Source organism: Novosphingobium sp. NBM11 (assembly GCF_015390225.1).
Lineage (GTDB): Bacteria > Pseudomonadota > Alphaproteobacteria > Sphingomonadales > Sphingomonadaceae > Novosphingobium.
The window spans coordinates 1,200,912-1,222,946 of sequence record NZ_VUOG01000001.1 but is presented as its reverse complement, the minus strand read 5'-3'; the positions used below and the strand labels follow the sequence as shown (position 1 = coordinate 1,222,946).

The 22,035-nt window shown below is 63.7% G+C and carries 18 protein-coding genes and 1 tRNA gene; 16 read left to right on the top strand and 3 right to left on the bottom strand.

Annotated features, from left to right (window positions below; translation table 11 throughout):
- Positions 1-48 precede the first annotated feature (48 nt).
- Positions 49-642: a CDP-diacylglycerol--glycerol-3-phosphate 3-phosphatidyltransferase gene (pgsA, locus tag F1640_RS05830; protein ID WP_124809051.1), complete on the top strand. Its 594-nt coding sequence runs from the start codon at positions 49-51 to the stop codon at positions 640-642.
- Between the two features lie 21 nt (positions 643-663).
- Here pgsA and F1640_RS05825 read toward each other — a convergent pair whose 3' ends face one another.
- Both F1640_RS05825 and rnd read right to left on the bottom strand, forming a co-directional pair.
- Positions 664-1,560: a hydrogen peroxide-inducible genes activator gene (locus F1640_RS05825; RefSeq protein WP_194918215.1), complete on the bottom strand. Its 897-nt coding sequence runs from the start codon at positions 1,558-1,560 to the stop codon at positions 664-666.
- A 4-nt stretch (positions 1,561-1,564) separates the two neighbouring features.
- Entirely contained in the window at positions 1,565-2,776 is a 1,212-nt protein-coding gene (rnd, locus tag F1640_RS05820; protein ID WP_194918213.1) for a ribonuclease D, read from the bottom strand.
- A gap of 142 nt (positions 2,777-2,918) precedes the next feature.
- Here rnd and aspS point away from each other — a divergent pair, with 142 nt between their 5' ends.
- From aspS to F1640_RS05785, 7 genes are all read left to right on the top strand, one after another.
- A complete protein-coding gene (gene aspS / locus F1640_RS05815; RefSeq protein ID WP_124809054.1) occupies positions 2,919-4,700 on the top strand; it encodes an aspartate--tRNA ligase in 1,782 nt (593 codons plus the stop codon).
- A 118-nt stretch (positions 4,701-4,818) separates the two neighbouring features.
- Complete coding sequence (locus tag F1640_RS05810) at positions 4,819-5,055, top strand: acyl carrier protein (RefSeq protein WP_028657713.1); 237 nt, start codon at positions 4,819-4,821, stop codon at positions 5,053-5,055.
- 192 nt (positions 5,056-5,247) lie between these two features.
- Positions 5,248-6,504 (top strand): beta-ketoacyl-ACP synthase II, encoded by a 1,257-nt coding sequence (gene fabF / locus F1640_RS05805; protein ID WP_194918211.1) that lies wholly within the window; start codon positions 5,248-5,250, stop codon positions 6,502-6,504.
- Positions 6,505-6,548: 44 nt separating this feature from the next.
- Positions 6,549-7,529, top strand: a complete 981-nt coding sequence (gene mltG / locus F1640_RS05800) for an endolytic transglycosylase MltG (protein WP_194918209.1) — start codon at positions 6,549-6,551, stop codon at positions 7,527-7,529.
- Entirely contained in the window at positions 7,516-8,076 is a 561-nt protein-coding gene (locus F1640_RS05795) for a 2'-5' RNA ligase family protein (protein ID WP_309229202.1), read from the top strand. Before mltG ends, F1640_RS05795 begins: the two co-directional genes overlap by 14 nt.
- A gap of 119 nt (positions 8,077-8,195) precedes the next feature.
- A tRNA-Met gene (locus F1640_RS05790) sits at positions 8,196-8,272 on the top strand.
- Positions 8,273-8,449: 177 nt separating this feature from the next.
- The gene (locus F1640_RS05785; RefSeq protein ID WP_194918206.1) at positions 8,450-9,703 is read left to right on the top strand and encodes an integrase arm-type DNA-binding domain-containing protein; all 1,254 of its coding nucleotides are present in this window, start codon (positions 8,450-8,452) and stop codon (positions 9,701-9,703) included.
- Positions 9,704-9,757: 54 nt separating this feature from the next.
- Here the strand turns inward: F1640_RS05785 and F1640_RS05780 are convergent, their stop codons facing one another.
- The gene (locus tag F1640_RS05780) at positions 9,758-10,414 is read right to left on the bottom strand and encodes a lytic transglycosylase domain-containing protein (protein ID WP_169495458.1); all 657 of its coding nucleotides are present in this window, start codon (positions 10,412-10,414) and stop codon (positions 9,758-9,760) included.
- Between the two features lie 124 nt (positions 10,415-10,538).
- Here F1640_RS05780 and F1640_RS05775 point away from each other — a divergent pair, with 124 nt between their 5' ends.
- From F1640_RS05775 to F1640_RS05740, 8 genes are all read left to right on the top strand, one after another.
- A complete protein-coding gene (locus F1640_RS05775) occupies positions 10,539-11,468 on the top strand; it encodes a toprim domain-containing protein (protein WP_194918203.1) in 930 nt (309 codons plus the stop codon).
- Between the two features lie 40 nt (positions 11,469-11,508).
- Positions 11,509-13,914: a strawberry notch-like NTP hydrolase domain-containing protein gene (locus F1640_RS05770; RefSeq protein WP_194918202.1), complete on the top strand. Its 2,406-nt coding sequence runs from the start codon at positions 11,509-11,511 to the stop codon at positions 13,912-13,914.
- A 128-nt stretch (positions 13,915-14,042) separates the two neighbouring features.
- A complete protein-coding gene (locus F1640_RS05765; RefSeq protein WP_070158091.1) occupies positions 14,043-15,644 on the top strand; it encodes a hypothetical protein in 1,602 nt (533 codons plus the stop codon).
- 4 nt (positions 15,645-15,648) lie between these two features.
- Complete coding sequence (locus F1640_RS05760; RefSeq protein ID WP_070158092.1) at positions 15,649-16,617, top strand: M28 family peptidase; 969 nt, start codon at positions 15,649-15,651, stop codon at positions 16,615-16,617.
- Positions 16,618-16,727: 110 nt separating this feature from the next.
- A complete protein-coding gene (locus F1640_RS05755; protein ID WP_070158093.1) occupies positions 16,728-17,861 on the top strand; it encodes a tyrosine-type recombinase/integrase in 1,134 nt (377 codons plus the stop codon).
- Between the two features lie 257 nt (positions 17,862-18,118).
- On the top strand, positions 18,119-19,660 hold the full coding sequence (locus F1640_RS05750; protein WP_139139448.1) for a site-specific integrase: 1,542 nt from the start codon (positions 18,119-18,121) through the stop codon (positions 19,658-19,660).
- The gene (locus F1640_RS05745; RefSeq protein ID WP_070158095.1) at positions 19,657-21,498 is read left to right on the top strand and encodes a hypothetical protein; all 1,842 of its coding nucleotides are present in this window, start codon (positions 19,657-19,659) and stop codon (positions 21,496-21,498) included. The genes F1640_RS05750 and F1640_RS05745 overlap by 4 nt, the downstream gene beginning before the upstream one ends.
- Entirely contained in the window at positions 21,467-21,934 is a 468-nt protein-coding gene (locus F1640_RS05740) for a hypothetical protein (RefSeq protein WP_139139449.1), read from the top strand. The genes F1640_RS05745 and F1640_RS05740 overlap by 32 nt, the downstream gene beginning before the upstream one ends.
- The last annotated feature ends 101 nt before the right edge of the window (positions 21,935-22,035 follow it).

The following is a 22,035-nucleotide window of genomic DNA, read 5'->3' as shown; positions in this document are numbered from 1 at the left end:
CCGGACTGGAGGTTTCACGTTGCGGCAGAGCATCGTATGGCAGGGGTGATGCTGACGCTGCCCAACATCCTGACGCTGTCGCGCATTGTCACCGTTCCGGTGCTCGCCGCGCTGTTGTGGTTCCCCCGCTGGCCGCTGGGCTACGGGATCGGTTTCGCGGTCTATTGCCTGATGGGCATCACCGATTACTTCGACGGCTATCTGGCGCGGGCGCAGGGAGCGGTTTCCAAGCTCGGAATCTTCCTCGATCCCATCGCCGACAAGATCATGGTGGCGGCGGTCATCCTTGTGCTGACCGCGCAAGGCGTGCTGACCGGGCCTTATGTGGGCGATATGCACGTGATCGCGGGGCTGGTGATCCTGCTGCGCGAGATCGCCGTGTCGGGCCTGCGCGAGTTTCTGGGCGGCATCCAGGTTTCGGTGCCGGTGTCCAAGCTCGCCAAGTGGAAGACGACGTTCCAGATGGTGTCACTGGGCGCGCTGATCCTGGGCGGGGCGCTGCCGGGCTGGACGGCGACGCTGGGCGGCTTCACCTTCAACCTGCCGCACACCGTGGGGCTCACCACGCTGTGGGGCGCGGCCGCGCTGACGCTGGTGACCGGGTGGGATTATCTGCGGGTGGGCCTCAAGCACATGGACTGACGCTGGTCAGCCGGCGTCGTTTCAGCCGGCCCGCAGCTCCTGCGCCAGCAGCCTGAACTCTTCGCCCCGCGGCGAATTCTTGCGCCAGACCAGCGCGATCTCGCGCCAGGCATGGTCGGCCTGCAGCGGGCGCGCGACGATGTCGGTATCGTGGAGAATGCCCGCCTCGACCGCCATTTCGGGCAGCATGGTCAGGCCCAGCCCGTTATCGACCATCTGCACCAGGGTGTGCAGCGACGTGCCGATCATGGTGGCGCTGGCGCGCAGTTCCGGGCGGTTGCACGCGGCCAGCGCGTGTTCCTTCAGACAGTGTCCGTCCTCCAGCAACAGCAGGCGGTTCTCATCGATGATGCTGGGCGGAACGCTGGCCGGCGGATCGCGCGGATCGTCCTTGGGGAAGGCGACATAGAGCCGGTCGTTGAACAGGTGCTCCGCTTCCACTTCGCCGGTGGGGAAGGGTAGGGCCAGCAGCACGCAATCGGCGCGCCCGTGGTGGAGCGATTCGATCGCCGCCGCGCTCGGCTCCTCGCGCAGGAACAGGCGTAGTTGCGGGCGTTCCTTGCGCAGGCGCGGCAGGATGCGCGGCAGCAGGAACGGCGCGATCGTGGGGATCACGCTCATGCGCAGTTCCCCGGCCAGCGGCGCGCCGTGCGACTGGACGAGTTCGGACAGTTCCTCCGCCTCGCGCAGCAGGCGGTGCGCCTTGGCGACGACCTGGTTGCCCAGCGGCGTGAAGCGCACGACGCGGCGGGTGCGTTCGACCAGCGTCACTCCCAGCAGCGTTTCCAGTTCGCGCAGGCCAGCCGAAAGCGTGGACTGCGACACGAAGCAGGCATCCGCCGCTCGGCCGAAGTGGCCGTGTTCGTGCAGGGCGACGAGATACTGGAGCTGCTTGAGCGTGGGCAGGTAGGTGGACATGCGCTCAGTCGATATGCGCGACCGGTTCGGCCGCGCTGCCGCCGCCGATGTCGTCGATGTGCGCCATCTTGAGCTTGCCGCCGACGACCGCGAAGGCCAGCTTGCCCTCGACGAGATCGAGCGCGTCGCGCCCGAACTGTTCGAAGCGCCATCCTTCCAGGATCGGCAGGTTGCGCCGCTGCCCGGCGGCCAGCGCCTCCAGATCGTCGCTGCGCGCCAGCAGGCGGGCGGCGATGTCGATCTCGCGGCTGCGAATCTTGAGCAGCAGCTTGAGCAGGTCGGCCACCAGCGCGCCTTCCTTGCCCAGCGGCGCGCCGCGCGGCGCCTTGGGCGGCATTTCGGCTTCGGTCAGCGGCTTCGCCTCGGCGAGCGTTTGCATCAGGCGGCGGCCGATCTCGTTGTCCTTCCATCCGCTCGACAGCCCGCGCACCTTGGCGAGTTCGTGCTGTTCGCGCGGGGGATGGCTGGCGATGTCGGCCAGCGTTTCATCGCGCATGATGCGGCCGCGCGGGATGTTCTTGTCCATCGCCTCGGCCTCGCGCCAGGCGGCGATGGCCCGCATCCGGCCAAGGACCGCGGGGTTGCGGCTGGGGGGGCGGATCTTCTGCCACACGGTCTGCGGATCGGACTTGTAGTTGGCCGGGTCCGCCAGCTTTTCCATCTCGATGTCGAGCCATTCGCCGCGCCCGGTCTTGATCAGGCGCTTGAGCAGCTTGGGAAAGATCTTCGACAGGTGCGTGACATCGCCGATCGCGTATTCGATCTGCCGTTCGGTGAGCGGCCGGCGCGACCAGTCGGTGAAGCGCGCGCCCTTGTCGATCGACAGGCCCAGCCAGCTTTCGACGAGGTTGGAATAGCCAATCTGTTCCGACTGGCTGACCGCCATCATCGCGATCTGCGTGTCGAAGATCGGGTGCGGGGTCTTGCCGGTGAGGTTGTAGATGATTTCCACGTCCTGCCCGCCGGCATGGAAGACCTTGAGCACCTCCTCGTTGTCGACCAGCAGATCGAGCAGCGGGGAAAGGTCGATTCCCGGCGCGAGCGGATCGACCGCGGCGGCTTCCTCGGCATTGGCGATCTGCACCAGGCAGAGTTCGGGCCAATAGGTGTTCTCGCGCATGAATTCCGTGTCGACGGTGACGAAATCGGACTTCGCGAGGCGCTCGCACAAGGCGGCAAGAGCGTCGGTGGTGGTGATCAGCGAATGTATCTTCATCGATCTTTTCTTTTTGACCCCGTCCCCTTCGGGGGCCTGTGGATGGACCCGTGCGGGTCCTCGGCTTGACAAAATGACGGCTATCGCCTGTTAGCCGCGCATATCCCCCTGCCTTATTGCAGACCGATTGGAAAGACCTTCGATGCACCTTTACCGTTCCCATACCTGCGGCGCCCTCTCGCGCGAGCATGTCGGCCAGGTGGTTCGCCTTTCCGGCTGGGTCCATCGCAAGCGCGATCACGGCGGCGTGCTGTTCGTCGATCTGCGCGATCACTATGGCATGACGCAGATCGTCGCCGATGCCGACAGCGCGGCGCTGCCGCTGCTGGAAGGGCTGCGCGTGGAAAGCGTGGTGACGATCGATGGCGAGGTGAAGGCGCGCGCCGAGGGCACCGTCAACCCGAACCTGCCGACCGGCGCAATCGAGGTCTTCGCCCGGTCCGCCACGGTGCTGGCGGCGGCGGAGGAGCTGCCGCTGCCGGTGGCCGGCGAACAGGAATATCCGGAAGACATCCGCCTCAAGTTCCGCTTCCTCGACTTGCGCCGCGAAACGCTGCACGCCAACATCGTCAAGCGCACCAAGGTCATTTCGGACATGCGCCGGCGCATGGAAGCGGCCGGCTTCACCGAATATTCGACGCCGATCCTCACCGCGTCCAGCCCTGAGGGCGCGCGCGACTTCCTGGTGCCGAGCCGCATCCATCCCGGCAAGTTCTATGCGCTCCCGCAGGCGCCGCAGCAGTACAAGCAGCTGCTGATGGTGGCGGGCTTCGACCGTTATTTCCAGATCGCTCCGTGCTTCCGCGACGAGGACCCGCGTGCCGACCGCCTGCCAGGCGAGTTCTACCAGCTCGACCTGGAAATGAGCTTCGTGACGCAGGAGGAAGTCTGGGAAACGATGGAGCCGGTGATCGGCGGCGTGTTCGAGGCGTTTGCGGAAGGACGCCCGGTCACCCCAATCGGCGAGTTCCCGCGCATCCCCTACAGCGAAGCCATGCTGAAGTATGGTTCGGACAAGCCGGACCTGCGCAACCCGCTGCTCATTACCGACGTTTCGGGACACTTCACCCAGTCCGGGTTCGGTCTGTTCGAGAAGATCGTGGGCACGGGCGGCGTGGTTCGCGCCATTCCGGCGCCGGGCACGGCCGACAAGAGCCGCAAGTTCTTCGACGACATGAACGACTGGGCGCGGGGCGAAGGCTTTGCCGGGCTTGGCTACGTTACCCGCAAGGGCGGCGAATTCGGCGGTCCGATCGCCAAGAACCACGGCACGGAAGGCATGGAGAAGCTCTATGCCGAACTCGGCCTGGGGGCGGACGACGGCCTGTTCTTCGCGGCCGGCAAGGAAGACCAGGCGGCCAAGCTGGCGGGTCTCGCCCGTAACCGCGTGGGCGAACAGCTCGGCCTGATCGACAAGGACCGGTTCGCGCTGTGCTGGATCGTCGATTTCCCGTTCTACGAATGGGACGAGGAGAACAAGAAGGTCGAGTTCAGCCACAACCCGTTCTCGATGCCGCAGGGCGGGCTGGAGGCGCTGAACACGCAGGATCCGCTGACGATCAACGCCTTCCAGTACGATCTCGTCTGCAACGGCTACGAGATCGCGTCCGGCTCGATCCGCAACCAGTCGCCCGAAACGATGGTCAAGGCGTTCGAGCTGGTCGGCCTGTCGAAGGAGGACGTCGAGGAACGTTTCGGCGGCCTTTACCGCGCGTTCCAGTATGGCGCGCCGCCGCACGGAGGCATGGCCGCCGGCGTGGACCGCATCGTCATGCTGATTTGCGGCGTGCAGAACCTGCGCGAAATCTCGCTGTTCCCGATGAACCAGCGCGCGGAGGATTTGCTGATGGGCGCGCCTTCGCCGGCGGGCCTCAAGCAGCTGCGCGAACTGCATATCCGGGTGGTGGAACCGTCAAAGGGATGACGGCGGGCCGTGGGGTGCTTGCGGCATCGCCGTTCACGCCCTACTTGCCAGCCAGCAATCCGCACATTAGGGCGAAAGCCGAAACAAAAACCAACCGCTTTCCTTCGAAGGGGCATTTATGAGCGATACCGCCGACCGCGTTAAGAAGATCGTTGTCGAGCACCTCGGCGTCGAGGCCGACAAGGTCACCGAAGACGCCAGCTTCATCGACGACCTGGGCGCCGATTCGCTCGACATCGTCGAGCTGGTCATGGCCTTCGAGGAAGAATTTGGCGTCGAGATCCCGGACGACGCGGCGGAGAAGATCTCCACCGTTTCCGACGCGATCAAGTACATCGACGAAAACAAGGGCTGATCAGGCTCTTACAGATTACCCCCGTCTGCCCTGCGCTTGTCGAAGGGCTGTCCTTTTTCCCCGGACTCCCGGCCGGAAAGTGAAGGACGGGGCCTCGACAGGCTCAGCCCGCAAGGGGTCTGGGCCTGTTGTGCGTGAAAGTGCCAGGCCAGCGATGGGCCAGGGCCGCGAATGGAAGTTTCGGAGAATATCATGCGTCGTGTGGTCGTAACCGGACTGGGCCTCGTCACTCCGCTGGGAGCCGACGTTGAAACCGTGTGGAAAAACCTGCTGGCCGGCAAATCCGGCGCGGGGCCGATCACGAAGTTCGATACGACGGGTCAGAAGTGCCTGATCGCCTGCGAAGTGAAGCCGGCGGATCACGAATACGGCTTCGACCCGGGCAAGCGCGTGGATCCCAAGATTCAGCGCCAGGTCGATCCGTTCATCGTCTATGGCATCGATGCCGCCGGGCAGGCGCTGGAAGACGCCGGGCTTGTCGACATGGATGACGATCTGAAGCAGCGCACCGGCTGCTCGATCGGGTCGGGCATCGGCGGGTTGCCGGGCATCGAAAGCGAATCGATCGTCCTGCACGAAAAGGGGCCGGGCCGGGTTTCCCCCCACTTCGTCCACGGGCGGCTGATCAACCTGATCTCGGGCCAGGTCTCGATCAAGTATGGCCTGATGGGGCCGAACCACGCGGTGGTGACGGCCTGCTCCACCGGCGCGCACTCGATCGGTGACGCGGCGCGGATGATCAAGGACGGCGATGCCGACGTGATGCTGGCGGGCGGTGCGGAAAGCACGATCAACCCGCTGGGCGTGGCCGGCTTCGCGCAGGCGCGCGCGCTGAACTGCAGCTACAACGATCGCCCCGAACAGGCGAGCCGCCCCTATGACAAGGACCGCGACGGCTTCGTGATGGGCGAGGGCGCGGGCGTGGTGGTGCTGGAAGAGTACGAGCACGCCAAGGCGCGCGGCGCGAAAATCTATGCCGAAGTCGTCGGTTATGGCCTGTCGGGCGACGCCTACCACGTCACCGCGCCGCACCCGGAAGGCAAGGGCGCGGAACTGGCCATGCGCATGGCGCTGCGCAAGGCGGGGATGGAGCCGGGCGACATCGACTATGTCAACGCCCATGGCACCTCGACGATGGCCGACACGATCGAACTGGGCGCGGTGAAGCGCGTGCTGGGCAATGATCTGGGCGGCGCTTCGATGAGCAGCACCAAGTCCGCCATCGGCCACCTGCTGGGCGGCGCGGGCGCGGTGGAAGCGATCTTCTGCATCCTCGCCATCCGCGACCAGATCGTGCCGCCGACGCTCAACCTCGACAATCCCGACGAGGGGACCGAGGGCGTGGACCTTGTGCCGCACCATGCCAGGAAGCGCACGGTGCGCGCGGCGCTCAACAACAGCTTCGGTTTCGGCGGCACCAACGCCAGCCTGATCGTGAAAGCGGTCTGAGCCGGCGTCGGCGTGGCGTCCGCCGGAAAGCGGGGAGCCGGAAGATGATGTTTCGCGGCAAGGCCTGGTTGCTGGCGCTGGTGGTGGCGACGGTGCTGCTGTTCGCGGTCGGCCGCTTTTTCTACACCTGGTACGGCCCCGGACCCTTGGCGAAGGACACCACCTTCGTCGTGCCCGATGGCGTTGCGCTGTGGAGCATCTCGGCCAAGCTGGAGAAGGAAGGGGCGATCCCCTCGGCCTCCTCGTTCCGCGCCCATGCCAAGCTGTTCGGCAGCGACGAGCCGATTAAGGCCGGCGAATTCCTGCTGCCGCGCCATGCCAGCGCTTCGGAAATCCTCAAGATCCTGCAGGGCGCCGAAGGCACCATCCGTCGGATGGTGACCGTGCCCGAAGGCCTGCCGTCGATCATGGTCTACGAGCGGCTGATGAACCAGCCGCTGCTGACCGGCAGGGTCGCCGTGCCGGAAGAAGGCTCGGTCCTGCCCGACAGCTATGCCTTCCAGCGTGGCGAGAGCCGCGAGGCGGTGCTGAAGCGGATGCAGGTGGCGATGGACAAGACCCTGGCCGAGCTGTGGGCGAAGCGATCGCCCGATACGGTGGCCAAGACCCCGCGCGACGCGGTGATCCTTGCCTCTATCGTGGAGAAGGAGACGGGCAAGCCTTCCGAACGGGGCATGGTCGCCGGGCTCTATTCCAACCGCGTGCGGAAGGGGATGCTGCTGCAGGCGGACCCCACGATCATCTACCCGATCACCAAGGGCAAGCCGCTGGGCCGCCGCATCCGCCAGTCGGAGATCCAGGCGGTCAACGACTACAATACCTACACCATGGTCGGCCTGCCCAAGGGGCCGATCACCAACCCCGGCCGCGCCTCGATCGAGGCGGTGCTGAACCCGGCGAAGACCGAAGCGATCTATATGGTGGCGGATGGCACGGGCGGGCACGTTTTCGCGTCCACCCTGCAGGAGCACAACGCCAACGTCGCCAAGTGGTTCGCGCTGCGGCGGCAACGTGGAGAGCTTTGACGCGGACGAGGCGGGGGCAGGGGCGCCGGCCGGGCGCTCCCCACTGATCGTCACCGCCACGCTGCCGCCGGCCGAACAAGCGTGGCTCGACGGCTTGCGGCGTACTCATTTTCCGCCGGAGCGCAATTTCCTGGCCGCGCATGTTACGCTGTTTCATGCATTGCCACCTTTCGCCGAGGACGAAGCGCGAGCCTTGCTGGCGCGCTGCTGCGCGGACCATGCCCCGCCGGAGGCCCGGCTTTCCGGTGTGATGGACCTGGGCAAGGGCACGGCCTTCGCCATCGAGTGTGCGCCGCTGCTGGCGCTGCGCGATGACATCGCCGAGCATTTCCACGGCCTGCTGACCGCGCAGGACAGCCATCGCCCCCGCTTGCACGTCACCGTCCAGAACAAGGTCGAACGCGCGGCGGCGCGGTCGCTGCAGACCGCGCTGGAGGCCGCGTTCCGCCCGCGCCCGTTTCGCTTCGCAGGGCTGGCGTTGCACCGTTACAGGGGCGGTCCGTGGGAGGGCGTCGCGCAGTGCTCCTTCCGCGGGCGAGGGCGATGAAACGGTACGGGAACACCGGTCCAGAAACTTGTTCCACCCTGTGTTTCCCCTGTTGACCCCGCGCGGCTCCCCGCTTAAGAGCGCGGCCTGCCGAGCGATCCCCTGCGATCGCGCGATGGGGCGGAGTAGCTCAGCCGGTTAGAGCAGCGGAATCATAATCCGCGTGTCGGGGGTTCGAGTCCCTCCTCCGCTACCATCACCCTATCCGGAAGCTTCCATCAGCTTCCGCATTTTTCCAAAAATCGAAGAAAAAGCAGAGGGTTGCGGGTGATTCGCGTCCGCATGCGCCCGTGCCCTTCCACATGCAGCCAGATTTGGTGTGGGGGTATTTTGGGGGTAGTTTTGCGGAGTATCGGAAAGGAGCGATACCCCCATGCCTCTGACGGAGACTCAAGCCAAAAATGCCAAGCCCCGCGAGCGAGCTTATAAGCTTGCCGATAGCGAGGGCTTGTTCCTGCTCGTCCAGCCAAATGGCACGAGGCTTTGGCGGATGAAGTACCGCTTTGCAGGAAAGGAAAAGCTGCTGTCGTTCGGGGCTTATCCGGCGCTGGGGATCGCAGCTGCCCGGGATAAGCGCAAAGCCGCTAAGGCGCTGCTTGCCGAGGGCAAGGATCCGATGAAGGCCAAGGGCGAGGTGACATCGGAGAACGGTGACACCTTCTACATGGTGGCGAAACGCTGGCACGAGAACCGCCAGTCGGCGTTGAATCCGGCACATGCCGAACGTGTCTGGTCACGAATGGAGCGGGACGTGTTCCCCGCCCTGGGACAAAGGCTGATCCACGAGATCACTGCCCCAGATGTCTTGCAGATGATCCGCAGAATTGAGACACGAGGTGCGCTCGATATCAGTCGGCGAGCCAAGCAAGGGGTAGGGCAGGTCTTTCAGTTCGCGATTGCTTGTGGGCTGGCATCCAGCGATCCCACTGCTCATCTTCGCGGAGCGCTCAAGCCCAGGCCCAGGGTGCAGCACATGAGCCGCCTTCCTCTGGTCGAAATACCTGCGTTCCTCGAAAAGCTGCGAGCCTATCAAGAGGAGGGTGACCGGCGCTCGGCTATCACCCGCGATGCGGTACTATTCGCCTTGCTGACCTGGGTCAGGACAAAAGAGCTTCGGCTAGCAGTCAAATCTGAATTCGAAAATCTCGATGGTACGGAACCCGTTTGGCGGATTCCGGCTGCTCGCATGAAGATGGGGCGTGAACACCTTGTTCCGCTTTCCGCTCAGGCCGCACTCATTGCTAGAAAAATGGTATCATCGGCGGCCGGCGATTACCTGTTTCCTGGGACCCACCCAGACAAGCCGCTGTCTGAAAACACCATGATCTATGCGCTGTACCGCCTTGGTTATCATAGTCGGCAGACCGTCCACGGATTTCGAGGGCTTGCCAGCACATGGGCGAACGAGCAGCTGGTGGAGTTTGGCAAGCCAGCGATGTGGATCCGGAAATACCATGAGGATTGGGTCGAGATGCAACTTGCCCATTCAGAGAAGAACGATGTCCGGGGTGCCTACAACGCTGCGGAGTATCTCGCCCCCCGCCGGCGAATGATGCAGGATTGGGCTGATTTTCTCGATGGGCGCAAGGTGGTCGACATCAGGAAGGGGCGGAAGCTTGCCGCGTGACGCCGATCATTTTATGCGTTCAGTCCAATCTAATCTCACTCGATTCAGTTCGTATCAAAACTGCCAGTGTCGAAGGACGTCGCGGACATATCCGGGGGTCTCGCCATTCCGCGGGATACCGCCTGCGCGTTCGACTGCGCCTGGACCGGCATTGTAGGCCGCCACGGCGAGGTGAACCACGCCGAACCTGTCGAGCATCTGCCTTAGATACCGCGCCGCGCCAAAGATATTGGCCATGGGGTCAAAGCGATTGAAGACGCCGAGTTCCTTTGCCGTTGCTGGCATCAGCTGGCCAAGGCCCGCAGCGCCTGCCGGGCTGACAGCAAGGGGGTTATAGCGGGATTCTGTCCAGACGAGCGCGTCGAGCAGGCCGGTGGGCAATGAATACTTCGCTTCCGCCGCATAGACGTGGTGCAGGTAGCTCGCCCGCCGAAACCCGGATGGGCCAGTTTTGGCCGTGGGCTCGTACCTGTACGGCAGGTTCACCCGTTTATTTTCCGCAGCGCTCGAACTTTGTGCTGCGGCGGCCTGCGCGGATTGCCAGAAGCCATGCTCGACCAGCTGAAACCCGTTCGATGCTTCTGCAATCCTAATGCCGCCGGATGGACCTGCATGTTGCTCGGGGACTTCTGGCCTTGGCAGATCCTGGGCATTGGCAGGAATGGCTGATGCGATGGCAATACCACCGATCAAGAGGACTTTCATTGTCATTTCTCGATCCTTCTATAGCCGAATCGAGAGAGAACATATAAAGAACAAATGATGTAGGAAAATGCTTTGGCGCTGGTGCAGAGCGGAGGCTGCACGGGGAGGGCACCTCAACCGGAGTAGGTCGATGCCCCTGCTAAAGAACACTCATCAACTCGAACGCCGCGCCCGCACGATCGTCGAAAGTCTCAAGGGAACATGGCGCCAGAGCAGGGGCATGTGCTGCTGTCCTGCTCACGACGATCGCACACCGTCGCTGAGCGTGACGTTGGGGCGAAAGGCCATCCTGTTCCATTGCTTCGCCGGATGTTCGAATGAGGACGTCATTGCAGCATTGGATCGCCAGGGCGTTCGGAGCCGAGAGCTCTTTGATGGTTCTGGCGCTGGGACCGCCGATCGGCAAAATCGGGGTGACTTCAGTCCCAATGCGCGACGCTTGTGGCAATCAGCTTCGGCGATCTCCGACAGCCCCGTCGAACGATATCTCTCACAGCGCGGTCTCCAGCGCTCATCTGACCAGTTCCGTTACCTGGAATGTACGCCGCTCGGACCACGCGGGGCAGTTCAATTTCTCCCTGCGATGTTGGCGGCAGTCACGACTGACATTGGCATTATCGCAGTACACAGGACATTTCTTGATGTGGCGAGCGGCAAGCTGGCCAGTTTCGAGCGGCCCAAGCGTGCGCTCGGCAGCCTTGGCTATGGTGCTGTCAGGATTGCCCCTGCACTTCAGGGGCGTTTGGGCCTTGCCGAAGGAATCGAGAGTGCACTCTCAGCCATGCAGCTGTTCGGTATCCCGTGCTGGGCAACGCTTGGGAACGAGCGGTTCGGTCTGGTTTCGATCCCTGAAAGCGTGCGCGAGCTCTTCCTGTTCATCGACAATGACGCCGGAGGCGCTCTCGCCGAGGAGCGCGCGCTCAAGGCCTACGCTGCGCCTGATCGTGTCATCCACTCACGAGCACCAGCCTCGCTAGGTTTTGACTGGAACGATGAGCTGCAGTCGCGGCTTGCCCGAAAACCTGATCCATCGGGCAGAGCGGAGGGAGCCTTTGGCTGATTGAGGCCTGCCCGCCGCAGGACCTCGTCAGGAGGTTCCCATGTCCAATTCTTCCCTCGCCTTTGCATTCGATGACCCATCTCCGCCCATCGTTGTGATGGCGGCTCAATCCATGGCTTCGGAGCTCGAGGCAGGCCGCACGTTGTCACGCGGCGACATCACCCGTATCATGACGGAGCACTTCGGGGGCAGCGATGCTCTCGGGCGTTGGTCCGTTCGTGACGCTCACGCAGCTCTTGAGCTGGCGCAAGTTCAATACCTGCAATCATCGGATCAAATTTCGCTCTCGACGCCTTTCGACGAGGCGGACCAGTTCTTTTGCTCTCTCGAAGCCCGACTTCCGACCCAGACCAATCGCAGCGACGAGCAGACCGAATGGCAGCAGTTCGCGACGCCGCCGCGCCTTGCCTGGCTTGCTGCCCGGGCCTGCGCGCTGGCCACTGGCGAGCTTGTACTGGAACCCTCGGCCGGAACGGGTATGCTCGCGGTCTGGGCCGCCAAGGCTGGCTCGCGCCTTGCTCTCAACGAAATCTCGCCGCTTCGCCGCGACTGCCTGAATGCCCTGTTCCCGGCTGTCCGAGTGACCGGGCATGATGCCGAGCTGATTGATGAACTGCTCGATGCTGCCATCACCCCGTCTGTCGTGCTGATGAACCCGCCCTATTCGCACGGCATCGAGCGGGGGCACGATAGTCGCACCGGTTCGCGCCACCTGCGGTCGGCCTGGAACCGTCTCGCGTCCGGCGGTCGCCTGGTCGCAATCATGCCCGAATGGTTTGATTGCGCGAAGTTCGTGGCGGGGTTGAAGGGACCGATCTCGCTGCGGATCAATGCCGCCGTCGAACGTGCGTTCGTCAAGCACGGCACCGGCATCACCACGCGGCTGGTGGTCCTCGACAAGGTGGACGGCTCCCATGGGCCTATCACTATCCGCACAAGCGACTTTCGCCAGCTTGCCGATCTTGTTGATGCTTTGCCGGCTCGCGGCAGCCTGGACGCTTTTCCCGACCAATCGGTCCTTCCGGCTCGTGCGCCGTTTCGCCTGATGACCGCGCCGCGCAAGCCGCTGCCGACACCGGGCAGGATCACTCCTGCAGCCACCGCCATCGGGTCGCTCACGTACCAAACCCTCGAAACCCCTTCGCCGCTTGCCCCTCAGGTCGGCCACTATCTGCCCTATCGCCCGAGCAGGATCGTGATCCATGGCGCAGCCGAGCATCCGACGCCGCTCGTTGAGTCGGTCGCCATGGGGTCGATCGCCGCGCCGATGCCCGAAGCTGTCCCGCAGCTGCCCGACGGGCTGGTTGCTAAGGGGCTGCTGTCTGCTGCCCAGGCAGAGACTCTGATCTACACTGCAAGCGCCCATGCGCGCGATCTTCCCGGTCGGTTCGAGCCAGAGGACAAGGGTTGTTCGCTCAAGGCATCTGCGGAAGGCCAGACCTACCGGCAGGGCTATTTCCTTGGAGATGGAACGGGCGCCGGCAAGGGCCGACAGGTTGCCAGCGTCATTCTCGATCGCTGGGTGCGCGGGGAACGCCGCCATATCTGGATTTCGAAGAACGAGGCGCTGCTAGAAGATGCCCGGCGCGACTGGGCTGCGCTTGGTGGTCTGCCGATCGACATCCAGCCTCTGGCTTCCTGGAAACTCGGCAGCCCCATCGCCATGCGAGAGGGCATTCTCTTCGTGACCTACCCGACCCTGCGTTCGGGCCGAAACGATGCAACCCGCCTCGACCAGATCCTCGCCTGGGCGGGCGATGACTTCAACGGCGTGATCGTATTCGACGAGGCGCACGCCATGGCCAATGCCGCGGGCGGCGAAGGATCACGCGGCAAGGTAAAAGGCTCGGAGCAGGGTATCGCGGGCGTGCGCCTGCAGAACCTCCTGCCACGCGCGCGGGTGCTCTATGTCTCGGCAACCGGCGCATCCGACGTCAACAACCTCGCCTATGCGACGCGGCTTGGCCTGTGGGGACCTGAGACCGCCTTTGCCAATCGTGAGGCCTTCGTCGCCGACATTCGTGACGGCGGGATCGCAGCAATGGAACTGGTCGCCCGGGACCTGAAATCGCTAGGCCTCTACACCGCGCGAGCATTGTCCTTCGCCGGCGTCGAATACGAGACCCTCGAGCATTGCCTGAGCGAGGATCAGATCGCGGTCTATGATGCCTATGCCGAGGCATGGTCCATTCATAATAATCTCGACGCCGCCATGCAGGCCGCCAACATCACCGGCGACAGCGGCACACTGAATCGGCAGGCCAAGTCCGCCGCCCGCTCGGCCTTCGAATCCGCCAAGCAGCGGTTAGGTCCTCTCCGAGAGACTGTCTCCTTTGGTCGCGATGAGGGGCGGGCCGACCGCCGCGCTAACCCAAAGAGCTGGCGGTGGTCGGCCCGTCCCTCGCGTCGCGCAGCGACGCATGGAAGCCATCGCTTAGCCGCCTGAGGCGAACCGAGGGAGCGCCGCCGGCGTCTTAGTCAAGGTCGTACTGCCGCTCCCGCGCTGAACCACCCGCAATCTCAATCAATCAATCCAGCCCGCGCGACCGCGCGCGGCTGCGTGGAGTCACGCCCATGGCACAGTTCCAAATCCTGTATCCGCACTCGGCTACCGAGTGGCGGCCGATAACGATCGAGTTCTGCTTGGCGCCGACCGGTGACCAGCAATATCTCTGGCCATCGTTCGAAGATGCCGAGGCTGCTCGGCAACGACTGCTCCAACGCTCGCCCGAATCCCAACTTCGCATAGCGGTCGCCGGATCGTGTGCGGACGATATCGACTGGCAGGTCCGCGAGAAGCTGCGTTTTGCCGACGGCACTTACGCGCAGACCCCCTGGCACGACGAGCCCTGGTATCAGGCACGGCATGACGAGCATTTTTGCCACGTCTCCACCGAGCAGGCGGGGAAGATCGCGTTCACCGAAAACGCAGCGAAGGGGCAGATCGACCGCCAGCTGGTGATGTCGCCCGGTCGCTACCTCAATCGCTTCTTCTCCGACCATCTCGACAACAATGCGATCGAGGGTTGGTGCGCCAGGCTGTCGGTGCAGTTGGAGGAAGATACCCTCAAGATCACCCAGGACGCCGACGAAATCGAAGACGTCTATGTCGGCGGTCCCAGCAGCTGCATGGCCCATGAGGCGAGCGACTTCGAAAGTTCATGCCATCCTGTCCGGGTCTATGCCGGTCCGGACACGGCGCTCGCCTATATCGGTTCCCGCGAAGATGCGAAGGCCCGCAGCATCGTCTGGCCGAGCCGCAAGATCTACACGAGCATTTATGGCGACGTCTCGCGTCTGAGGCTGCTCCTCGAGAACGCCGGCTACACCGAGGGCGGTCTGAACGGCGCCCGCGTTCGGCGGATCGAGGATGATGACAACTTCGTCGTCCCGTATATCGATGCAGGCGACGACCTCGCCGACGATGGCAAATACCTCGTTGTCGGCCGCGGGAGCATCTCGTCCGAGAACACCAATGGGCTGGGTCATAGCCCTTGGTACTGTCCGCGCTGCGACGACGACACCAGGTCGCATGACGAGGTCTATTACGCCGACGGCTCATCTGAAGAGTGGTGCTACAGTTGCTATAACAACCATACGACCTTCTGCGACCACAACGAGCGTTCCTATAGCGACGTCGAGACCTTCGTCACCGTCTATGCCGACAATGCCTCGCATACTGTCCTTGAAGAGGATGCGGGGGATTTTGGCGCCGTCTATCTCGAAGATCGCTGCGAATGGTGGGTCAGCGGCTGCTGTCGCCAATGCGATGGTTCCGCCGAATGGTTCCACATAGAGGATCTCACCGAATATCACGGTGAATGGCTGTCGGAGGATCAGCTTCCCGAGCCGTTCGACGATGACGATGCCGCTCTCGCCAATGCCCATATCCTTGCTTACCGGCAGTTCCACGAAGAAATGGCGGCGATCCATGCGGAGGTTGCCAAATGGCAAGCCGCTGGAGAGCGAGCCCGAGAGGCGCGGCTGAAGCGCGAGCGGGACGAGGCAGAGCGGCGCCGCCTCGAAGAACTTCGGCACGATGTCCGTGAGCCGGGCGATGCTGCTTGTTCGCAAGGTGGTCTCGATCAGTCGCCTTGCACCCCCGAAAACTTCCTTCCCGCCATCGCGATGACGGCGCCGCACTTGGCGGCAGCCGCTTCCCTCGCAGGAGCCTGATCCCATGATCTACCATGATGTCGCGGGCCGCACCGGCCTGCTCGAAATCCTGTCGTGGGCCCGGCCTCATGACAGCGCGATCGAACGCGCCTTCTGCCGGGAGTATCTCGACCGGGTTCCCGGCATGACGGCCGACGCCTTCGGCAATCGGATGATCGCTATCGGCGACCAGCCTCACGTGATGTGGAGCTGCCACGTCGACACGGTGGCGGCGCGCGGCGGACAGCAGGACGTGGGCATCGACCAGCTCGGAATCGCGGGCTTGTGCAACGGCAAGGCCGGGATGTCGCTTGGCGCCGATGATGGTGCTGGTGTCTGGATCATGCTCAACATGATCGCGGCAGGCCGGCCCGGCCTTTACCTGTTCCATCGCGGCGAGGAGCAAGGCTGCCTCGGTTCCCGCTGGATCCAGCGCCATACGCCGGACCTGTTGAAGGATATCGATGCGGCCATCGCCTTCGACCGTGCCGGCTCGGGCGACGTCATCACGCATCAAAGCTACGGGCGGACATGCTCGGACGCTTTTGCGATTAGCCTGGCGTCCGCGCTCAACGGCCTGAACCCGGGCTTCCGCTACAGACCCGACGACACGGGCGTCTATACCGACACCAACGAATATGCGGGCCTTATACCCGAATGTACCAACCTGTCGGTGGGCTATCAGGGGCAGCACGGCCCCAGGGAAACGCTCGACGTCGATCATTGCGAGAAGTTGCTTGCCGCGATGCTACGCCTCGATGCTTCCTTGCTGGTGATCGAGCGCGATCCCTCGAAGCAGGAAGACGATCGGTGGGGCTGGCACGACCACTATTACGGCCATCGTGATGACTTTGCGGATGCGATTGCGGAATATCCGTTGCTGGCCGCGCAGATGCTGGAAGAATGCGGCCTCACGCTGGACGATTTTAGGATGGCCATCTGGGCCGAGGAAATGGGTGGCGACGCTGACTATCGCCCGCTCATGGCATCATGAGGCGCGCTAACTACCCTGAATAGTGATCTACGCATCGCACGCGCGACCTTATAGTGTCTTCATTCTGCTATAGTGGTTCTCGATCCTCATGAGCGGAGGAGACGCGCGCCATGGTCTCAATTATCCGCGCTGTCGCCGGCGTGCCGGGAATACCTCTCGGGTTCCCGATCCTGTTCGATGCCAGGATGGCGATCATCGAACCGGCCTTTGCGTGGCTGCTGGAGCACGCCTCGCTTCGCGGCTGCGCGCCAGATACGGTGCGAACTTACGCCGAACACATCTACGACTGGTTCGACACGCTCGAGCAGTCCGATCTTGACTGGCAATCGGTCGATGAAGGCGTCATCGGCGCATATCGCGACCGCATGATCGCAAACCCGAGTTCGCACACGGACAGGGCCTATGAGCGGGCGACGATCAATGCGCGCGTAATGAGCGTCTGCCGCTTCTATGAATGGGCGCTGGAGGAGGGGCTGATCGGCGAGCTTCCCTTCCGGCGGCGCGAGCGCGTCATCGTGACCTTCAAGGAAGAAGGGCATGGTCCTCGTCTTGCGGCGACCAATATGCTGACGCTGTCGCAGCCCGAGAAGCTGCCGCGACCGCTGCGTGCCGCCGAACTCGATCGGCTCTTCGCGCACCTTGGTCCTACGCCGCACCTTGCGGCCGAGTGGGCTCTTACAGCGGGGCTTCGTCGCAAGGAAATCTGCGGGATGACCCTCGACATGGTGCCCGACAGCCATCAGCTATCCGCCGAAGATCAGCCGCTCGTCGGCATCCCGCTGCGCATCACCAAGGGGGACCGCCCCCGCACGGTCTATCCGCCGATCCGCTTGATCGACCGCACCGACTGGTATGCGGGCGAGGACCGCGCGCGCGTTGTCCGCCGCGCCCGTGCCCGCGACCGGCGCTATCAGCCACCTGCCAATCTTCTCCTCACGACCCACGGGACGGCTCTATCGCCGAAACGGCTCACGGCGCTGTTCGCCAAAGGCTTCGCCGACGCCAAGCTCAAGGGCAGCTTCCACTGGCTGAGGCACACGTTCGCGATGGTGATGCTGGCGCGCCTTCAGCAGCAGGCGCGCGACAACCCCGATCTCAATCCGTTGAAGGTCCTGCAAGTGCTGATGGGTCATCGCTCGATCGCGACGACCGCCATTTATCTGCGGTGTGTCGAGGTCCACGAACGCGATCTCTCCGAGAGCCTTGCATGGCTTTACGGCGAACTCATTCCCGATGCCGAATAGCCGGAAACTCGATCGGCGTATCCGGCGCCCGACAGCGACATCCGATCCCGTCGCCTCGACAGAGATCGTCATCTTCCGCGATGCTCGCGATGGCAGCGTGCAGCGCTTCGACCCCGCCACGCTGTCTCTACCACCAGATATGGTGGGTCCGCTGATGGCCGCCTTCCGCCTGAACGATGCAGGGACAACGGTTCGCACGCGCCCGACCCCGATGGCGTGCGCTGCGCCGCTTCGCCGGGTTCCTCGCGAGCGAGGGCGTGACCAGCGCCGCTCAGGTGAATGCCGGCACGATGAAGCGTTATCTGGCCTTCCTCGCCCGACCCGACGAGGCAGGAAAACGGCTCAAGCGGCCGACGATAGCCACGCAGTTGGCATTGATCCGTCCGCTACTCGAGCGTGCCGAGCAGGCTGATCCGCACCTCTTCGGTTCGCCTCTCGCGATCCCTTACAATCCGGTTCCCGGCAGTCGCCACCATGACTCCAAGGCGCGACTGTCGAAGGAGGATCTGCAGGCCATCCTCATGGCCTGTTACGAAGAGATCGATGCCGCATGGGCGACGTTCCAGCGGGGACAGGTGATTATCGCTGCGGCAGAGGCGCCTGCGCGTGCCGAACGCGGGGAGAGCCTGGACAGCGCGATCTGGCGGCTTCATCGCCTGACAGGAGGTCTTGCGCCGACCTGGAACCAGTTGAAGGAAGCTCGCGTGCCGCACAGCCGGCTTCTGCGCTGGGGCTGGCGCAGCGGCATCGCGGAGCATTATCACCTGACCACGCGAACGGTCGTTCCGTTCTATATCGCCCTGGCTATCCAGCTCGCCGCCAACCCGGACCCGCTTCGCGAGATCCGCCGCGACTGTCTTGTCGCTCACCCGATCGACGACAACCGGGTGCTGGTCGAGTGGCTAAAGCACAAGACCGCGCCCAATCCGAAGATGCAGCGCCGCTCGTTCGATGTTCGACGGCCGCGCTCCGCGCCGCGCCTCATTGAAATGCTGTTGGCGATGACGGCGCCCCTCGTGCTCCACGTTCCTGACCAGCATCGCGAACGTCTCTTCCTCGTATATTATCTGACGGGCGCACCACAAAGGCAGCATGGCAGTCCTGCCGGGCTGATCTCGTTCAGCACACTCCTCGGCCGTCTCGATCGGTTCATAAAGGGAGCTAACCGGAGGATCGCCAAATGGAATCTCGATCATCCCGATCGCCCTCGGCGATCCTTGCCTCGCTTCTCACCGGGCCAGTTGAGAGGGAGTGTCGCGACACAGCATTACCTGGCCTCGGGTGGCGATCTCCTGGCGACGGCCGCCATCCTCAATCATCGCGACCCGGTGACGACCGACGCCTATGTGGAAGGACCGGCAGCGCGTCGGCTTGAGCGCGAGACCATTGTCCGCCTCCAGCGGATGATGGTCGCCTGGGTCATGACGCCGGAACCGGAAGAAGGTGATACGTCGCTGCCCGGTCCAGGCGCCGTGACGGCCTTGTTCGGGCACCGCTGCATGATGCCGGTCGAGAGCGATGGCGCGGGCGGCAAGCGTGTCTGTCGGCACCTGGGTGGTTGTCTTACATGTCCTGGCCTGATCGTTCCGCTCGATATCGACCATTGCGCGCGCGTTGTTCAGGCTCACCGCCATTTACTGGCATCCCGGGATCGGATCGATGCCGAGAGGTGGAATATCTTCTACGCCCCGAGCCTGCGCGTTCTTGAGCAGGATCTGCTGCCTGCGTTCCCGGCAAAACTGCACAAGGATGCCGAACAGCTCGCCGACAGCCTTCCCGCATTACCGGATATCGAATGAACATCGTTCCACAGATCGCGGCAACGCCCGGCCTTCCGGTCCGCGTATCCCCGGAATCGGACTTTGCCGACGATCAGTGGCAACTCGCCCGTGATGTGCCGGGCCATCGGGATCATGCCTTCAGGATCGACTGGTCGTTCAGGATGCCGGACGGTAGCCGGTTCAACGAGGATAAATGGCGTCGACTACGACAGCCGGCCAAGCAGCTCATCTGGTCGCTGCATGCCGATCCACCTGACGGCCGCAAAGCGGTCGCGCTCCATACTCTTGCCCGCTATGCAGATTATCTGCGTGTCGTCCTTCAGTGGATGGTGGCAAACCGGGTTGAAAGCTGGGCCGGGCTTGACCGCCGGGCAATCGAGCGCTTGTTCTACGACTTCGGCGAACGCGGGCTCTCCTATAGCACCGTACGCAACTACCACAGGATCATCAGAGCCTTCTATGAGCAGCGCTTCAAGCTGGCGGAAGCTCCGCCGCAACCGTTGCCAATGCTCACACGCCTCGGCACCTGGCACGACGGGACGAAGAAGCCGCATACGCCGGATGCGGTCGCGGTCCCGCTGATATCTGCTGCGCTCCATCTGATCGGCGAGCCCGCTGACCAGATCATCGAAATGCGCGAAGCGGCGCAGGCAATCTATGATGAAGCCAAGCAGCAGGGGGGCACGTATGACGCACAAACATACCGAGCCTCGGCTTATCTCCGATCGCAGCCGCCCATAGAGATGTGTCCAGGCCGGCCCGAGACACTGACCCACAGGCCCATCGACGGGCTGAACGATCGTATCCTTAGGCTCTATGACGCCTGCTTCATCGTCATCGCATATCTGGTGGGTGCCCGAGCATCGGAGATCCTCGCCCTCGAAACAGGCTGCATCGAGTGGCATGAGGGGGACGACGGTGAGGCCTATGCCTATCTGACAGGGGCCATCCGCAAAGGCGCGCCGGGTCCCGAGGGGCTTGCGCACCGATGGGTGGTTCCCGATCCTGTCGTCCGAGCCATCGCTGTCCTTGATCAGCTATCCGCGCTCTGGCGGGCAATCCATGGTGGGCGGCAACTGTGGCTGGTGCAGGAGAAACCCGGCACCGCATTGCGAGCATCGGCCTTGCCTATCCACACGGTCAGCATCGCTGCCGTGAATATGCGGTTGAACAAGAGCTTCATCCCGATGCTAGATCTGCCGGAACATGAAGGCGAGCGCTGGCGTGTGACCTCGCATCAAGGGCGCAAGACGTTCGCGCGGTTCGTCGGCCGCCGCGATCGTACGGCGCTGGCGGCGCTCAGCAAACACCTTGGTCACATCACCCGCGCCATGACGGACCGCAGCTACGTCGGCACCGACTTCGATCTGGCGGAGCTGATCGATGACCAGGTCATGGCCGATACGCGCACGGCGCTTGAGGATCTTCTGGTCGCCCCCCGGCTCGCGGGAAAGGCCGGCAAGATGCTCGCGGAGCGCTCCCCGTTCCGCGGTCGCACTCAGGGTGGCGACCTTGACGCCTACATTACGCAACTTCTGGCCGAAACCGATATGCGCCTTGGCGTCTGCGACTGGGGTTACTGCCTCTATCGGCGAGAAACCTCGGCGTGCCTTGGGTCCGAGCGCGAACCCAATCCCGTGCTTCGCACCCAGAGCGTCTGTGTCACCTGCGCCAACTTCGTCATCACCGAAAAGCATCGGCCGATATGGGCGGGACGGTTGAGCAGGAACCTTGCCCTTCTCGAAAGGAGCGACCTCGACCTGGAGAGCCGAACGCTGGCGATGTCGCGCGCCGACGAGTGCAAACGCCTCCTTGCGATGCTCGATGAAACGGACCTTGCCGATGGGGGAGGTTGAAGCCCCGACACCGCAGCAGCGTCGCCACGCTCGGACAAAGGCCAAGCTGCGCGCTGCCCTCGAGGCGCTATCCTCCAGCACATCTTCGGCGCCCATCACCGCCGCTGCGGTCGCACGCGAAGCCGGCGTCGGGCGCAATGTTCTCTACGTCGGCCATACCGACATACTCGAAGACATCCGCGCGATATCTGCCGCGCGCACCGCCGTTCGCGAAAAGCGGGAGGATGCCGCTCGCACGGATGCCATGAAGATCCGCGATCTTGAAAGCCAGCTCGCATCCTTGGCGACCGAAAATGCAGGTCTGCTTCGACGCGCCCGCGAGGCGGAGAGCCGGTTGGAGCGCGCGGAAAAACAGAACGCCGGGTTGCTTCGGCAGCTCGTGGACGCACGGCGTCCGGTTCGCTTGCGGCCTGAAGACCCCGACAACCCGGCCTGATCCCACTTGGCCCATCACGGCCCCCGCTTCCCGGTGGCCAGAGGGAGAGTGCTGCCGGTCATCAACGAGGCTGCTGCGGCCAGAGAGAGAAGCCCCTCCGA

Coding starts and splice junctions, on each gene's coding strand:
- rnd (WP_194918213.1), bottom strand. CDS start 2,776: ATGAAGATACATTCGCTGATCACCACCACCGACGCTCTTGCCGCCTTG.
- mltG (WP_194918209.1), top strand. CDS start 6,549: ATGATGTTTCGCGGCAAGGCCTGGTTGCTGGCGCTGGTGGTGGCGACG.
- F1640_RS05765 (WP_070158091.1), top strand. CDS start 14,043: ATGGCACAGTTCCAAATCCTGTATCCGCACTCGGCTACCGAGTGGCGG.
- F1640_RS05785 (WP_194918206.1), top strand. CDS start 8,450: ATGCCTCTGACGGAGACTCAAGCCAAAAATGCCAAGCCCCGCGAGCGA.
- F1640_RS05770 (WP_194918202.1), top strand. CDS start 11,509: ATGTCCAATTCTTCCCTCGCCTTTGCATTCGATGACCCATCTCCGCCC.
- pgsA (WP_124809051.1), top strand. CDS start 49: ATGCTGACGCTGCCCAACATCCTGACGCTGTCGCGCATTGTCACCGTT.
- F1640_RS05755 (WP_070158093.1), top strand. CDS start 16,728: ATGGTCTCAATTATCCGCGCTGTCGCCGGCGTGCCGGGAATACCTCTC.
- F1640_RS05760 (WP_070158092.1), top strand. CDS start 15,649: ATGATCTACCATGATGTCGCGGGCCGCACCGGCCTGCTCGAAATCCTG.
- F1640_RS05780 (WP_169495458.1), bottom strand. CDS start 10,414: ATGACAATGAAAGTCCTCTTGATCGGTGGTATTGCCATCGCATCAGCC.
- F1640_RS05825 (WP_194918215.1), bottom strand. CDS start 1,560: ATGTCCACCTACCTGCCCACGCTCAAGCAGCTCCAGTATCTCGTCGCC.
- F1640_RS05775 (WP_194918203.1), top strand. CDS start 10,539: ATGCCCCTGCTAAAGAACACTCATCAACTCGAACGCCGCGCCCGCACG.
- F1640_RS05810 (WP_028657713.1), top strand. CDS start 4,819: ATGAGCGATACCGCCGACCGCGTTAAGAAGATCGTTGTCGAGCACCTC.
- fabF (WP_194918211.1), top strand. CDS start 5,248: ATGCGTCGTGTGGTCGTAACCGGACTGGGCCTCGTCACTCCGCTGGGA.
- aspS (WP_124809054.1), top strand. CDS start 2,919: ATGCACCTTTACCGTTCCCATACCTGCGGCGCCCTCTCGCGCGAGCAT.
- F1640_RS05745 (WP_070158095.1), top strand. CDS start 19,657: ATGAACATCGTTCCACAGATCGCGGCAACGCCCGGCCTTCCGGTCCGC.
- F1640_RS05740 (WP_139139449.1), top strand. CDS start 21,467: ATGAAACGGACCTTGCCGATGGGGGAGGTTGAAGCCCCGACACCGCAG.